Origin of the sequence: Pseudomonas sp. B392_1p (genome assembly GCF_052245235.1) — a bacterium.
Lineage (GTDB): Bacteria > Pseudomonadota > Gammaproteobacteria > Pseudomonadales > Pseudomonadaceae > Serpens > Serpens gallinarum.
Window position 1 is genome coordinate 169,903 of sequence record NZ_JBQPXM010000002.1, and the last position, 14,963, is coordinate 184,865.

At 61.7% G+C, this 14,963-nt stretch carries 10 protein-coding genes; 4 read left to right on the forward strand and 6 right to left on the reverse strand.

Annotation, left to right across the window (positions count from 1 at the left end):
* Positions 1-757: 757 nt before the first annotated feature.
* The 6 genes from ACTV8E_RS03095 to ACTV8E_RS03120 all read right to left on the reverse strand — a co-directional run bounded on the left by ACTV8E_RS03095 (position 758) and on the right by ACTV8E_RS03120 (position 8,470).
* Complete coding sequence (locus ACTV8E_RS03095; protein ID WP_251837342.1) at positions 758-1,297, reverse strand: DUF2058 domain-containing protein; 540 nt, start codon at positions 1,295-1,297, stop codon at positions 758-760.
* Between the two features lie 103 nt (positions 1,298-1,400).
* A complete protein-coding gene (mazG, locus tag ACTV8E_RS03100) occupies positions 1,401-2,231 on the reverse strand; it encodes a nucleoside triphosphate pyrophosphohydrolase (protein WP_251837343.1) in 831 nt (276 codons plus the stop codon).
* Between the two features lie 115 nt (positions 2,232-2,346).
* Positions 2,347-4,596 (reverse strand): GTP diphosphokinase, encoded by a 2,250-nt coding sequence (relA, locus tag ACTV8E_RS03105; protein WP_251837344.1) that lies wholly within the window; start codon positions 4,594-4,596, stop codon positions 2,347-2,349.
* Between the two features lie 106 nt (positions 4,597-4,702).
* The gene (rlmD, locus tag ACTV8E_RS03110) at positions 4,703-6,055 is read right to left on the reverse strand and encodes a 23S rRNA (uracil(1939)-C(5))-methyltransferase RlmD (RefSeq protein WP_443198446.1); all 1,353 of its coding nucleotides are present in this window, start codon (positions 6,053-6,055) and stop codon (positions 4,703-4,705) included.
* Between the two features lie 356 nt (positions 6,056-6,411).
* On the reverse strand, positions 6,412-7,314 hold the full coding sequence (gene cysM, locus ACTV8E_RS03115; RefSeq protein ID WP_443198447.1) for a cysteine synthase CysM: 903 nt from the start codon (positions 7,312-7,314) through the stop codon (positions 6,412-6,414).
* Positions 7,315-7,573: 259 nt separating this feature from the next.
* Positions 7,574-8,470, reverse strand: coding sequence for an HTH-type transcriptional regulator ArgP (locus tag ACTV8E_RS03120; protein ID WP_443198448.1), 897 nt, complete (start codon positions 8,468-8,470; stop codon positions 7,574-7,576).
* Positions 8,471-9,368: 898 nt separating this feature from the next.
* Between ACTV8E_RS03120 and ACTV8E_RS03125 the strand changes: the two genes are divergently transcribed.
* From ACTV8E_RS03125 to ACTV8E_RS03140, 4 genes are all read left to right on the forward strand, one after another.
* Positions 9,369-9,998 carry a trimeric intracellular cation channel family protein gene (locus ACTV8E_RS03125; RefSeq protein ID WP_251837348.1) on the forward strand — a complete coding sequence of 210 codons (630 nt, stop codon included), beginning with the start codon at positions 9,369-9,371 and terminating at the stop codon, positions 9,996-9,998.
* 161 nt (positions 9,999-10,159) lie between these two features.
* Positions 10,160-12,910 (forward strand): response regulator, encoded by a 2,751-nt coding sequence (locus tag ACTV8E_RS03130; RefSeq protein WP_443198660.1) that lies wholly within the window; start codon positions 10,160-10,162, stop codon positions 12,908-12,910.
* Between the two features lie 451 nt (positions 12,911-13,361).
* A complete protein-coding gene (locus ACTV8E_RS03135) occupies positions 13,362-13,802 on the forward strand; it encodes a hypothetical protein (RefSeq protein WP_273537481.1) in 441 nt (146 codons plus the stop codon).
* Positions 13,799-14,215 (forward strand): META domain-containing protein, encoded by a 417-nt coding sequence (locus tag ACTV8E_RS03140; protein WP_251837350.1) that lies wholly within the window; start codon positions 13,799-13,801, stop codon positions 14,213-14,215. The genes ACTV8E_RS03135 and ACTV8E_RS03140 overlap by 4 nt, the downstream gene beginning before the upstream one ends.
* The last annotated feature ends 748 nt before the right edge of the window (positions 14,216-14,963 follow it).

Genomic DNA, 14,963 nt, shown 5'->3' on the forward strand with positions numbered 1-14,963 from the left:
GACAAGACCGATCCTACAAAATCGCAACCGCAAAGCCCGGGAAGACGTACCCTGTAGGGGCGAATTCATTCGCCATTGCACGGCCCATCCGACAGCGCACACGCTGCGACGAATGCCTGCGGTTCAGCGGAACTCGCACCACCGTGCCTGTCGCCGCTTCGGGGTGGCCTGCAGCCACAGAGCCAGGCGAATGAATTCGCCCCTACCCGAGTGGCGTTCATCCTGCCGGCCGCGAATCGCGGACTTGTCCGCTTCTACAACATCGCAAACCCTGCAAAGCCCAGCCAGACGTACCCTGTAGGGGCGAATTCATCGCCATTGCACGGCCCATCCGACAGCAAATACGCTTCGACGATCGCCTGCGGTTCCGCGGAATTCGCACCACCGTGCCTGTCGCCACACCGGGGTGGCCTGCAGCCACAGTGCCAGGCGAATGAATTCGCCCCTACCCAATGGCGTTCATCCTGCCGGCCGCGAATCGCGGACAAGACCGATCCTACAAAATCGCAACCGCAAGCCCGGCCAGACGCACCCTGTAGGGGCGAATTCATTCGCCATTGCACGGCCCATCCGACAGCGCACACGCTGCGACGAATGCCTGCGGTTCAGCGGCATTCTCACCGTCGTGCCTGTCGCCGCATCGGGGTGGCCTGCAGCCACAGTGCCAGGCGAATGATTCGCCCCTACAAAGCACGTAGCATCGCCTTCGCCGCGAGGTCGCGACTCCCGAAGACAGTGCTGGGCACGCACACGCCCCTCACCACATCAGATCGTCCGGTACTTTGTACGCGGCGTAGGGATCGTCGGCGTCGGCTTCTTCGGTGGGAGTGTTGAGCAGGATGATGCGGCGCGGGTCGCGTTCCTGGATTTTCAGGGCGGCGTCGCGGGGAATGACTTCGTAGCCTGGACCGTGGCGCACGATGGCCAGCGAGCCGCGGGACAACTTGTCGCGCATCAGGTTGTTCACCGACAGGCGCTTGACCTTCTTGTCGTCAACGAAGTTGTAGTAATCCTCGGTGGTCAGCTTGGGCAGGCGGCTGCTTTCGATCAGCTGTTTGACCTGTGCGGCACGCGCCTTCTGGTCGGCCTTTTCCTGCTGCTGACGATTCAATTCCTGATCGCGCGCGAGCTTTTCGGCCTGGGCCTGCAAGGCGGCCTGGCGCTGCGAATCGTCCAGTTCGGCCTGGCCTTTATGCACCAGACGCTGCTGTTTCTGCTTCTGCTTGGCGGCCTGCTTGGCCTGCTTCTCATTGACCAGGCCAGCTTTGAGCAGCTGATCACGAAGGGAAAGACTCATGGTTCGACTCGTCGTTGATTCAAATAAGACGTGGCATGAGGGCTGTATTTAGCATCCCCACCCCGCTTGGTGGATGTGGAAAACGACATCCACCCTACACGCATTACCCGCAGGAAAGCGACCGCTCGGCCTTCTTGGCTTCGCCCCACAGGGCGTCCAGTTCTTCCAGACCGCAATTCTCGATGGGTCGGCCGGCATCCCGCAAGGCCTGTTCGATGAATCGGAAGCGTCGCTCGAACTTGGCGTTGGCTGCGCGCAAGGCCGTTTCCGGGTCAGTTTTCAAGTGACGGGCCAGGTTGACCACCACAAACAGCAGGTCCCCCAGCTCCTCTTCAATGGCCGGCGCATCGTTTTCGCTCATCGCTTCCAGCACTTCGTCTAGCTCTTCGCGGACCTTGTCGAGCACCGGCAAGGCCTCGGGCCAGTCGAACCCCACCTGGGCGGCGCGCTTTTGCAGCTTGGCCGCGCGGCTCAGCGCCGGCAGGGTGGAAGGTACGTCGTCAAGCAGCGACAACTGCTCGGGCGCGGCGGCTTTTTCGGCACGCTCCTCGGCCTTGATTTCCTCCCAACGCTCCTTGATCGCCGCTTCGTCCAGACGCGGCGTGTCCAGCGCGCCGTACAGGTCGCCATCGGGAAATACATGGGGATGGCGGCGCACAAGCTTGCGGGTGATGGCATCGACGACCTGGGCGAAATCGAAACGTCCTTCTTCGCGGGCCAGCTGGCTGTAATAGACCACCTGAAACAACAGGTCACCCAGCTCGCCGGGCAGGTGCTCGAAATCACCGCGCTCGATGGCGTCGGCAACTTCATAGGCTTCTTCCAAGGTGTGCGGCACGATGCTGCGAAAATCCTGTTGCAGATCCCACGGGCAACCGTGTTGCGGATCACGCAGGCGGGCCATCAGGTGCAGGAGGTCGGGAAGTTCATACATGGGCTGGTCCTGGCTGGAGGCTGGAGGCTGGAGGCTGGAGGCTGGAGGCTGGAGGCTGGAAAGCGTCCCGCTTTATCGTCCAGCTTTCAAGCCTCCAGCGCTTCATCGTCTTTATCTACGACGCCCGCTGCCGCTTGGCCTCAATGATGTTGGGCAGCTGGGCAATACGCCCCAGCAGCCGGCCCAGCGAGTCCAGACCGGGGATTTCGATGGTCAAGGACATCAGCGCGGTATTGTCTTCCTTGTTGGAATGGGTGTTCACCGCCAGCACGTTGATCTTCTCATTGAGCAGCATCTGCGACACATCGCGCAGCAACCCGGAGCGATCATAGGCACGGATGATGATATCCACCGGATAGGTCTGCACCGGCACCGGGCCCCAGCTGACCTGGATGATGCGCTCGGGCTCGCGGCTGGCCAATTGCAGCACCGCCGCGCAATCCTGGCGGTGAATGCTCACCCCGCGCCCCACGGTGATGTAGCCGACAATCGGGTCGCCTGGCAGCGGCTGGCAGCAGCCGGCCATCTGGGTCAACAGGTTGCCCACGCCCTGGATCTGGATATCGCCGCGCTTGCCCGGTTTTGGCGTACCGGTAACCCGGCGAGGAATCAGTTCCAGCTGGCCGTAGTCGCGGTCCGGCTCGACCAGTTGCTGCGCCAGATTGGCCAGATGCGCCAGGCGCAGATCGCCAGCACCCAGGGCGGCATACATGTCTTCGGCGGTTTTCAGGTTGGCCTTCTCCGCCAATCGCTGGTAATCCACTTGTCCCAGCGCCAGCCGCGCCAACTCTCGCTCGAGCATGGCCTTGCCGGCCGCGACGTTCTGATCACGGGCCTGCAGCTTGAACCAATGGATGATCTTGGCCCGCGAGCGCGAGGTGGTCACATACCCCAGGTTGGGGTTGAGCCAGTCCCGGCTTGGCGCACCGCCCTGCTTGCTGGCAATGATCTCGACCTGCTCGCCAGTCTGCAGAGTGTAGGTAAGCGGCACGATCCGGCCATTGACCTTGGCGCCTCGGCAGTTATGGCCGATCTCGGTGTGTACGCGGTAGGCGAAGTCCAGCGGCGTGGCGCCCTTGGGCAAGTCGATGGCGTGACCGTCGGGAGTGAACACATACACCCGGTCCGGCTCGATATCCACGCGCAACTGCTCGGCCAGGCCGCCGATATCGCCCAACTCCTCGTGCCACTCGAGCACCTGACGCAGCCAGGCGATCTTCTCTTCGTAGTGGCTGGAGCTGGCCTTAGTGTCGGTACCCTTGTAACGCCAGTGGGCGCAGACACCCAGCTCGGCCTCTTCGTGCATGGCGTGGCTGCGGATCTGCACCTCCAGGACCTTGCCGTCCGGGCCGATGACCGCTGTGTGCAGCGAGCGGTAGCCATTTTCCTTGGGGTTGGCGATGTAATCGTCGAACTCCTTGGGTATGTGCCGCCACAAGGTGTGCACGATGCCCAGCGCGGTATAGCAGTCGTGGATTTCCGGGACCAGCACGCGCACCGCGCGTACGTCGTAGATCTGGCTGAACTGCAAGCCTTTTTTTTGCATCTTTCGCCAGATGGAATAAATATGCTTGGCGCGCCCACTGAGATCGGCCTTGATGCCGGTGGCGGCCAGTTTTTCGCGCAGTTGGTCCATCACGCTGGTGATGTACTGTTCGCGGTCCAGACGCCGCTCATGCAGCAACGTGGCGATCTTCTTGTACTGCTCCGGCTCCAGGTAGCGGAAGGAGAGGTCTTCCAGCTCCCACTTGATATGGCCAATCCCCAGGCGGTGTGCCAGCGGCGCGTAAATATCGAACACTTCGCGGGCCACGCGGTGACGTTTTTCATCGTCGGCATTCTTGACCGCCCGGATCGCGCAGGTGCGCTCGGCCAGCTTGATCAGCGCCACGCGCACATCATCGACCATGGCCACCAGCATCTTGCGCAGGTTTTCCACCTGGGCCTGGGTGCCGAGCACCAGCGAATCGCGCGGGTTCACACTGGCGCTGATCGCCGCCATGCGCAGCACGCCTTCGATCAGCTTGGCGACCACCGGCCCGAAGTGCTTGGTCACGTCCTCGAGGCTGATCTTGCCTTCGCGCACGCCCCGATAAATGATCGCCGCCTCCAGCGAATCCTGGTCGATGCGCAGGTCGGCGAGAATCTCGGCGATTTCCAGACCAGTGCGAAAGCTGGACGTGCCCTCGGCCCACAGATTTTTCGCCGCGTTGGCCTGCTGCTCGGCCGCATGGGCGAACTCGCAGGCACGCTGCAGTCCAGCTCGGTCCAGAGCCGGATCAAGCTGGAGTACCTGATCGAGCCAGGCTTCCAGATTGACGCTGCCGTCGGTATTGATGGGCTGATGCGCTCTGACCTGTACCATTTTTACCTTCCCCTACGGCATGCGGACACACCAAAATAAAATGCCGGCTTCTGCTGTCTCTCCGTTAGAGCGGTCTTCGCCGCGCTTGATTGACGGAGTGGGTGACTCATTTCCTCTCGAACAATGCCATGGCCTCGACATGGGCGGTCTGCGGAAACATGTCGAGAATTCCGGCCCGCTTCAAGCGATAACCTTGCGTAACCAGCTCTACAGCGTCACGCGCCAGCGTGGCCGGATTACAGGACACATACAGCACCCGTTCGGCGCCCAACGCTCTTATGTGCCGCACCAATTCGCCCGCACCGTCGCGCGGCGGATCGAGCAGCACGGCAGGAAAACCGCCCTTCGCCCACGGCGCCTCGGCAAGCGGGCTCGATAAATCGGCCTGGTAAACATGCACGCTTTCCAGGCCGTTGTCGCGGGCATTCGCAGCCGCGCGATCAACCATGCCCTGCACCCCTTCCACGCCCACCACATCGCAACCCAGGCGGGCCAGGGGCAAGGAAAAGTTACCCAGCCCGCTGAATAGATCAAGCACCCTCTCCCCAGGCTGCGGGGCCAGCCACGCCAACGCCTGAGCAATCATCGCCTCGTTCACCGGCGCATTGACTTGAACGAAATCGCCAGGCCGATACGCAAGCTCCACATCCCATTCGGCAAGACGATAGCCCAGGCTTTCGGCACAATCGACCGGCTGCGGTTCGCCCGTGCCGTGCAGCCAGAGTTGCGCGGCATGGCGAGCGCAAAAGTCCCGCAGTCGCTGTAAATCTTCGTTGCCCAACGGCGCGGTATGGCGCACCAGTACGGCTTCTCGGGTGCCGCTGAACAGCTCCACATGGCCAATCTGCTGCGGCTTGCTCAACCCCTGCAAGACCTCCGGCAGCTCACGCACAATCGGTTGCAAGGCCTGTACCAGCACAGGGCAGTCGCCGATGGCCACAATGTCCTGACTGGCGGCGGCGCGAAAGCCCACCGTCAATTGCCGAGCCTTGGCGTCCCAGCGCACGGCTATTCGTGCGCGGCGGCGATAACCAAACTCCGGGCCAACCAGCGGCGCCGCCCACTCCTCAGGCTGCAGATGGGCGAACTTCTCCAACTGCTCGGCAAGCGTGCGCTGTTTGAGGGAAATCTGCTCGCCGTGGGGCAGGTGTTGCAGCGTGCAACCACCACAGCGTCCGACATGGGGACACGGCGTTTCACGACGCTGGGGCGCGGCGGTTTGAATACGTTCAGCGCGTGCCTCCACCACCTGGCCGTGGGCACTCAGCACACGGGCTGCCACCTGCTCGCCGGGCAAGGCGCCGGACACAAACCAGGTGCGCCCGTCGACAAAACCGATGCCGCGACCATCGTGGGCCAGGCGCTCGATCTGCAAGAGTTGCTTCTTGCCCACGGGAACCTGCGCCGTTCGTGCGCCGCCGCTGGGCTGGAAACGCAGGCTGGAGGTGCGCTTGGGCATTATCTAAATCCGTTGAAATTCATTAAGAGGGAAAGCTCACTGTTCGAGACTTTTTGGCTGCGACATTTTCCAAGACCTGAACCCGAGCATCGCCAACAAGCTGGTCCGAGGGCGCATGCGCTCCGTAATCCGTAGGGTGGATGTCGTTGTTTACATCCACCACAGCCCGCCGCTCGGTGGTCTGCCACCCGGTGGATCGATAAAGCGTGATCCACCCTACATTCGTTTTGACTGCAACCTTTTCAAGGTCCTGAACCCGAGCATCGCCAGCAAGCTGGCTCCTACAGAGGGCGCAGACGTTCCGTGATCCGTAGGGTGGATGTCGTTGTTTACATCCACCACCGCCCCGCTCGGCCTTACTTCGGCTCGTCGTAAATCCCGGTCGACAGGTAGCGGTCACCCCGGTCACAAATGATCGCCACGATCACCGCGTTTTCCACTTCACAGGACAAACGCAGCGCAGCGGCTACCGCGCCGCCGGAGGAGACCCCGCAGAAGATACCTTCCTCGCGGGCCAGGCGACGCATCACGTCCTCAGCCTCGCTTTGCGCCATGTCGACAACGCGGTCAACGCGGCTGGGCTCGAACACCTTGGGCAGGTATTCCTCTGGCCAGCGGCGGATGCCAGGAATCGCCGAGCCTTCCATCGGCTGCAGACCGACGATCTGCACCGCCGGGTTCTGCTCCTTGAGGTAGCGCGACACGCCCATGATGGTGCCGGTGGTACCCATGGAGCTGATGAAGTGCGTGATGTTCCCTTGGGTCTGCTGCCAGATTTCCGGGCCGGTGCTGAGGTAATGGGCCTCTGGATTATCGCCATTGGCGAACTGGTCGAGCACTTTGCCCTTGCCGGCTGCCTGCATCGACAACGCGAGATCGCGCGCGCCTTCCATGCCTTCTTCCTTGGTGACCAGGATCAACTGGGCACCATAGGCGGACATTGCCGACTTGCGCTCGGCCGTGGAGTTATCCGGCATGATCAGGATCATTTTGTAGCCTTTGATCGCCGCCGCCATGGCCAGGGCGATGCCGGTATTGCCGGAGGTCGCCTCGATCAGCGTATCGCCAGGCTGGATATCACCACGCAACTCGGCGCGGGTGATCATCGACAACGCCGGGCGGTCTTTTACGGAGCCCGCCGGGTTATTGCCTTCCAGTTTGACCAGGATCGTATTGGACGTCTCGCCGGGCAGGCGTTGCAGGCGAACCAGCGGAGTATTGCCGATGCATTCGGCGATGGTGGGGTACAACTGAGTCATTTAGGCACTCGCAATCCAGACCCGGAAAAAAGGCGCCTATGATACCCGGCAAATCGGGGCGAGTTATATTGCAGAACGCTCAGAGGTTATAGCTTGGCGGTATAAGCGCGACGGGTACTGCCCATGCACGGGCAGTAGGGCAGCCTCGCCATTGCGGCTCCCACAATTAGCCTACGCCCGCTCGGTGCAATGCGGGAGACCCGACCTCGGGCCCAAGCGTTTCCCTGGCTCGGCACAGTGAGCAGGCAAGCCAATCATTTCATTCTGGCCGAGCAAGAATTTTCGGCGCGGCCTCGACGATCTGGCGAGAAAGATTTTCCATACGCGGCGACTGGACCTTCCAGGTGTGCCAATACAAGGCCACATCCCGTGGCGCGTCGGGTGCCAGGTCGATGATGTCACCGCTGGCCAGGTCATCCTTCAGCAGCAATTCCGGCACCATGCCGTAGCCGAGGCCGTAGCGGATCGCGTAATAGTGAGGCTCGGCACCGGGCACGAAATGGGTTGGATAGGAACCCTCCGGCAGACCGAAGCGCTGCACCAGGAACGCTGACTGCAAGCGATCCTTGCGCGTGTAAGCCACCACCGGCGCGCGACGCGCGGCTGCGCGGGTCAAGCCTTGGGGGAAAAAGCGTTGGCGAAACGCGTCGCTGGCAACCAGCCGATAGCGCATGCTGCCCAGCGCCTCGGCGGTGCAGCCGCGCATCGGCTTTGGCTCGGTGCTGATGCAACCGATGGCCAGGCCGGATTCCAACAAACTGTAGGTGTGGTCCTGATCTTCAACCGTGAGATCGAGCAGCACCCGCTCGCGTATCAACACCTCGGCCAGCGCCGGAAAAAACCAGGTGCCCAGGCTGTCGGCATTCAGCGCGGCGACCACGATCAACGGTGCATCGCTTTGCTCCGCCAGATCGGCAAGCAGGTCGGCCTCAAGCAGGGTCGCCCTGCGCAGGTATTGCAACAGCCGCTGCCCCACCTCCGTAGGCCGACAAGGCCGACTGCGTACCACCAAGGCATTGCCCAGAGCACTTTCCAACGCCCGTACCCGCTGTGAAATCGCCGGCGGCGTCAAATGCAGACGCAACGCCGCCTGCTCGAAACTCCCGGTTTCGATCACGCTGCGAAAAGCTTCAGTCTGTTTTGGATCCAGATTCATATCGGTCCTATGGCTGAATATGTTTTAGCCGCACGCTGTCTCGTGCAGCGGTCTTGACTGCAATTGAGCCACACCACCAGAGCCGCCTACATCGCGAACGAGCACGCTCCACAAATCCACCCCATCCAGCTTCACCCGTAGAGGCGAATCCATTCGCCAGTGCACAATCCATCCGACGCCGAAGAGGCTGCAACAGATGCCAGGGGCTCGATGGATTCCGCACCACCGCGCTTGTCGCGGCACCGGCGTCGCCTGCAGCCACAGCGCCAGGCGAATGAATTCGCCCCTACCGGAAGCCGTCATCCTGCCGCCTTGAGCCGCGGGCAACTTCGCTCCTCCATTCACAACCCGCAAACCCCACCGCAAACACCCCGGTCTGACGCACCCTGTAGGGGCGAATTTATTCGCCAATGCACAATCCTTCCAGCGCCGAATAGGCTGCGACGAACATGGCGGGTTCGGCGGAATCCGCATCACCAAGCCTGTCGCCGCACCGGCGTCGCCTGCAGCCACTGCGCCAGGCGAATGAATTCGCCCCTACCGGTACAGCCCGCCGCAGGTTCACCCGTAGGAGCGGTCTTGACCGCGATTGAGCCAACCACCAGTGCCGCCTGGATCGCGGACAAGTCCGCTCCTACAAATCCGCACCCGCAAACCCGCACCGCAACCATTCCGGCCAAACGCACCCTGTAGGGGCGAATTCATCTTTTGCAGGCCTGCATCGCGGACAGGTTCGCTCCTACGAAATCACATTTGCGCTATCTGCCGGCCATATCTACATTAAAAAAATGTTTGTATACCCTAAAAAACCTTAGCCATGCTCATTTTTCCGCTGCATCCTTGATAATCGCGCCCTTTCTTGCGCATGGCTTCTGCATTCTGCGCAACTGGAGTTGTCATGACCCCCTTGTTGTATGTCATCTATTTGATTGCAATCACTGCCGAAGCCATGTCGGGTGCCATCATGGGCATGCGGCGGGGTATGGACCTGTTCGGCATTTGCCTGCTGGGCACGGTGACGGCCCTTGGCGGCGGCACGGCTCGCGACCTTTTGCTCGGCCATTACCCGGTAGGCTGGATCGCCCACCCCGAATACCTGACGTTTACCATCGGCGCGGCGATCGTCACGGCGTTTATTGCCCGTCAACTGCATCATTTGCGCGGACTGTTTCTGGTGGTGGACGGCCTTGGCCTGGTGGCTTTCACCGTGATTGGCTGCGATGTCGGCATGAGCATGGATGCGCACCCAACTATCGTGGTCCTGGCCGGGGTGATCACCGGGATTTTCGGCGGTTTGCTGCGTGACATCCTGTGCACCCAGGTGCCCATGGTATTGCAGCGCGAGCTGTACGCCACCGTCGCCCTGTTCACCGGCGTGCTTTATATCAGCCTGCTGTGGCTGGGCCTGGATAACCTGCAAGCATCGGTGATTGCCCTGTGCGCCGGCTTCACCTTGCGCATGCTCGCCATCGTGTTCAGCTGGCGACTGCCGAACTTCAATACCGAAGGCATCCGTGGGCTTGACTGAGCTGACCCCGTTTCAGGGGCAGCAACATTCACTGATCACAACGCGATGAGGTTGGCAGGTCTCTTGGAAAAACCTGCTTCAGGCCGGCCTTCACACCTCTAGACTATGAACAGTCGACCGTTGGTCGCTACACTGCTGGCAACCATTTCAAGGGTATGACTGTGTTCAAAGACCTCGGCATCAAGGGCCGCGTCCTGCTGCTCACTCTACTGCCCACCAGCCTGCTGGCATTGGTACTGGGCGGTTACTTTACCGCCATGCAACTGGCCGACTTGCATACCCAGTTGCTGCAGCGTGGTCAGATGCTGACCGAGCACCTGGCCCCCCTTTCGGCTCCGGCACTTCTGCGCCAAAACACGGCCCTGCTGCAACGCATCGCCACGGACATTCTCGATCAACCGGATGTGCGTGCCGTTACCTTCCGCAATGCCCTGGGCAAGCCACTGGCCCATGCAGGCCCTACCATGAGCCGCCGCCATACCATACATGACGTGCATCTGGTGACTCAGAGCGGCGACGACAGCACGCACTTCAGCCTGCCGGTCTATCAGGCCGACCTGAGCCTGTCTGGCGAAGCGATGGAACAGGAAGATGTACCACTCGGCTGGGTGGAGCTGGAAATCTCCCACCAGGGCACCCTGCTGCGCGGCTACCGCAGCCTGTTGGCCAGCCTGGTCCTGATTCTTGCCGGTCTGCTGGTGACCGCCCTGCTTGCGGTGCGCATGAGCCGCACCATCAACCGGCCCCTGTCGCGCATCAAACAAGGCGTTGCGCAACTCAAGGAAGGCCGTCTGGAAACCCGACTACCGGCCTTGGGCAGCCATGAAATGGACGAATTGGCCTCCGGCATCAACCGCATGGCCGAGGCCTTGCAAGATGCCCAGGAAGAACTGCAGCACAGCGTCGATCAGGCCACCGAGGATGTGCGCCAGAACCTGGAAACCATCGAAATCCAGAACATCGAACTGGATTTGGCGCGCAAGGAAGCCCTGGAAGCCAGCCGCATCAAGTCCGAGTTTCTGGCCAACATGAGCCACGAAATCCGCACCCCACTCAACGGTATCCTCGGCTTCACCAAGCTGCTACTGAAAAGCGACTTGAACCCGCGTCAGCAGGATTACCTGCACACCATCGAGAAATCCGCCGACAACCTGCTGGGCATCATCAACGAGATCCTCGACTTCTCGAAGATCGAAGCCGGCAAACTGATCCTGGAAAGCGTGCCCTTCAACCTGCGCGACCTGATCCAGGACACCCTGACCATTCTGGCTCCCGAAGCCCACAGCAAACAGCTGGAACTGCTCAGCCTGATCTACCGCGACACGCCAAAGTCCCTGGTGGGCGACCCGCTACGCCTCAAACAGATCCTCACCAACCTGGTCAGTAACGCGATCAAGTTCACCCACCAGGGCACCATTGCGGTGCGCACCATGCTGGAGGATGAAGACGAGGAACGTGCACAACTGCGCATCAGCGTGCGCGATACGGGTATTGGCCTGTCCGATGAAGACTTGCGCCTGCTGTTCCAGGCGTTCAGCCAGGCCGACAATTCGCTGAGCCGCCAAGCCGGCGGTACGGGCCTGGGCCTGGTGATTTCCAAGCGCCTGATCGAGCAAATGGGCGGCGAAATCGGCGTCGACAGCACTCCTGGCGAAGGCTCGGAATTCTGGATCAGTCTCAACCTGCCCAAATCCCGCGCCGATCTCCACAGCCTGCCCGACAGCCCACTCGAAGGTCGCCGTGTGGCAATGCTGGAGCCCCATGAACTGGCGCGCCAGGCGCTGCACCACCAACTCGAAGACTGCGGCCTGGAAGTGCTTGAGTTCACCCGGCTGGACGATCTCCTGCAAGCCGTTGCCAACGCGCCTGACGGCCAACCCATTGCCCTTGCGGTGTTTGGCGTCAACCTCAAGCAGCTCCCGCCGGAACGCCTACGCCAGCATGTCCGCGAGCTGGAAGCGCACGGCTGCAAAACCCTCGCGCTATGCCCAACCATCGAGCAGGCCCAGTACCACGAATCATTGCCCGACGTGCTCGGCCAGTTGCATGCCAAACCGGTCTGCACCCGTCAGTTGCAGCAGTTGCTCTGCCAGCTGCTCGGCTCACACCCGAAACGTCACAGCGAGCCCTCGCAACCCGTAGCCAACGGCCGCGCGGTGCGTTTGCTGTGCGTCGATGACAACCCCGCCAATCTGCTTCTGGTGCAGACCCTGCTCAACGACATGGGCGCCGACGTGGTCGCGGTAGAGAGCGGATACGCCGCGCTTGAGCGGGTCAAGAGCGAACATTTCGACCTGGTGTTCATGGATGTGCAAATGCCTGGCATGAACGGCCTGCAAACCACTGAAGCGATCCGCGCCTGGGAAGCGGAACAACAAAGCAGCCAGTTGCCCATCATCGCCCTGACCGCCCATGCACTGGCCAACGAAAAACGCGGATTGCTACAGGGCGGCATGGACGATTACCTGACCAAGCCGATCAGCGAGCATCAACTGGCCCAAGTGGTGCTGAAATGGACCGGCTTCAGCCTGCAGAACCAGCAGAACATACGCCCCAGCGCTACTCCGTTGCCTAGCAGCACCCTGCCAATTCTCGATCCCGAAGAAGGCTTGCGCCTGGCCGCCGGCAAGGCCGATTTGGCCGCCGACATGCTTGCCATGCTGCTCGCCTCACTGCAGGCCGACCGCCAGACCATTCGCCAGGCGCAGGAAAATTGGGACCGCCGCGCACTGATCGAACGCGTCCACCGCCTGCACGGCGCCACTCGCTACTGCGGCGTGCCCCAACTGCGCGCCGCCTGCCAACGCGCGGAAACCCTGCTCAAACAAGACGACCCCGAAGCCCGCAACGCCCTGGCACAACTCGATCAGGCCATTGAGCGCCTGGCCCAGGAAACCCGGATCGGCGTGTGACGAAGTCTGGCCTTAAAGCTTCGGCCCGAGGTCAGGCCTCCCACAATTGACTTGCCGGGCACGGTTTTCTGTGGGAGCTGCGACCCCTCAGCGAAACGGCGCCTTGCTGAACCCGCGATTAGGCTATCCGTAATTGAATGCCCGCATAACTACCGCGCCAGGCACGTTTGTAGCTGGGCGCACCTGCCTACCAAACACACCCTGTAGGGGCGAATTCATTCGCCATTGCACGGTCGATCCGACGCCGAATAGGCTGCGACAGAAGCCTGGGGTTCGGTTGAACTCACACCACCGAGCTTGTCGCCGCATCGGCGTAGCCTGCTGGCACAGCGCCAGGCGAATGAATTCGCCCCTACATAACTGCCAATGCACATAGGCACCAACCGTTCTGTAGCAGGCTATCAACACGCAACCTGCTAGAATCGCGGTCTCTTCACCGATGACCGACACCATGGCCGAACACGACTTTCGCTACAACCTGCTCAACCCCGCCCACACCCTGACGGAATGCCGTGCCCTCGCACCGGGCCGCTATCAAGTCACCGGCAATGGCGGTTCGATCCAGTCTGGCGACGTGCTGCTGGTCACTCTCAAGGGCAGCCGCGACCTGTCCATGCGCCTGAGCGTCGATAAAGTCCGCCACCTGATCAACCCGCCTGGCCAATGGGTCGCCACCGCCAGCGGCCCCGCGTTCCGCGAGCTGGCAATTCACAACTGGCAGGTGAACTGTGACGGCTGCGGCAAGCAGCTCGACTTCGAATTTGCCGTCGATGCCAGCCAAGGCAAAGGCGCGGACAAAACCGCCGCCGAAGCACGCCTCAGTGAACTCGGCTGGCACACACAGCAGCAACAGCACCTGTGCCCCGCTTGCCATGTCAAGGCGAACCCATGAAAAACCTATTCTTCCCCATTGCCCTGGCCCTGCTGATCGGCGGCTGCGCCAGCCCGAGCGCGCCACTGGATACCAGCAAAACCTACCAGGTCGAGTGGATCGGCGAACGTCCATTGATTGACCGCAGCCACTTGACCGTCACCTTTGACAAAGACGGCCGCGCCCACGGCCACGGCGGCTGCAACCGCTGGTTCGCCAGTTACCAGCTCGAAGGTCAGAACCTGAGTTTCAGCCACGCCGGCGCCACCCGCATGGCTTGCGCCCCGGCGCTGATGGAACAAGAAAACCGCTTCTTCCAGGCCCTCGACGCGGTACAACGCTGGGATCTGGGCGAACACGGCGAACTGCGCCTATGGCCGCAAGAAGGCCAGCCGATCAAGTTGTTTGCTGGTGAAGCCCGCCGTACAAACTAACGTGGAAGCTGGTTTTTTGTAGGGGCGAATTCATTCGCCATTGCACGGGCCATCCGACAGCGCATACGCCGCGACGAATGCCGGGGGTTCGGCTAAATGCGCACCACCGTGCCTGTCGCCGCACCGGCGTAGCCTGCAGCCACAGCGCCACGCGAATGAATTCGCCCCTACGGCCTTACAGTCATCCTGCAGGCCTGCATCGCCGACAAGTCCGCTCACGAATCAGCCATCTGGTCAGCCCCAAGCCCTGGTCCGCCGCAGCCCTGTAGGGGCGAATTCATTCGCCAGCGCACAATACATCCGACGCCGAATAGGCTGCGACAAAGGCCGAGGGTTCGGCTGAATGCGCACCACCGTGCCTGTCGCCGCACCGGCGTGGCCAGCAGCCACAGCGCCAGGCGAATGAATTCGCCCCTACCGGAATTGCGCTCATCCTACCGGCTTCCATCGCCGACAAGTCCGCTCCTACGAATCAACAATCCGGTCAGCCCGCAAGGCGTGGCCCGCCGCAGCCCTGTAGGGGCGAATTCATTCGCCATTGCACGGCCCATCCGACACCGAATACGCCGCGACGAATGCGGGGATTCGGCTAACTGCGCACCACGTGTTTGTCGCCGCACCGGCGTAGCCTGCAGCCACAGCGCCAGGCGAATGAATTCGCCCCTACCGGAATTGCGCTCATCCTACCGGCTTGCATCGCCGGCAAGTCCGCTCCTACGAATCAACAATCTGGTCAGCCCGCAAGGCC

What these genes read in the sequence shown, in the direction of transcription:
- ACTV8E_RS03095 (WP_251837342.1), bottom strand. Translation starts at nt 1,297, where the DNA reads ATGAGTCTTTCCCTTCGTGATCAGCTGCTCAAAGCTGGCCTGGTCAAT.
- mazG (WP_251837343.1), bottom strand. Translation starts at nt 2,231, where the DNA reads ATGTATGAACTTCCCGACCTCCTGCACCTGATGGCCCGCCTGCGTGAT.
- relA (WP_251837344.1), bottom strand. Translation starts at nt 4,596, where the DNA reads ATGGTACAGGTCAGAGCGCATCAGCCCATCAATACCGACGGCAGCGTC.
- rlmD (WP_443198446.1), bottom strand. Translation starts at nt 6,055, where the DNA reads ATGCCCAAGCGCACCTCCAGCCTGCGTTTCCAGCCCAGCGGCGGCGCA.
- cysM (WP_443198447.1), bottom strand. Translation starts at nt 7,314, where the DNA reads ATGACTCAGTTGTACCCCACCATCGCCGAATGCATCGGCAATACTCCG.
- ACTV8E_RS03120 (WP_443198448.1), bottom strand. Translation starts at nt 8,470, where the DNA reads ATGAATCTGGATCCAAAACAGACTGAAGCTTTTCGCAGCGTGATCGAA.
- ACTV8E_RS03125 (WP_251837348.1), top strand. Translation starts at nt 9,369, where the DNA reads ATGACCCCCTTGTTGTATGTCATCTATTTGATTGCAATCACTGCCGAA.
- ACTV8E_RS03135 (WP_273537481.1), top strand. Translation starts at nt 13,362, where the DNA reads ATGGCCGAACACGACTTTCGCTACAACCTGCTCAACCCCGCCCACACC.
- ACTV8E_RS03140 (WP_251837350.1), top strand. Translation starts at nt 13,799, where the DNA reads ATGAAAAACCTATTCTTCCCCATTGCCCTGGCCCTGCTGATCGGCGGC.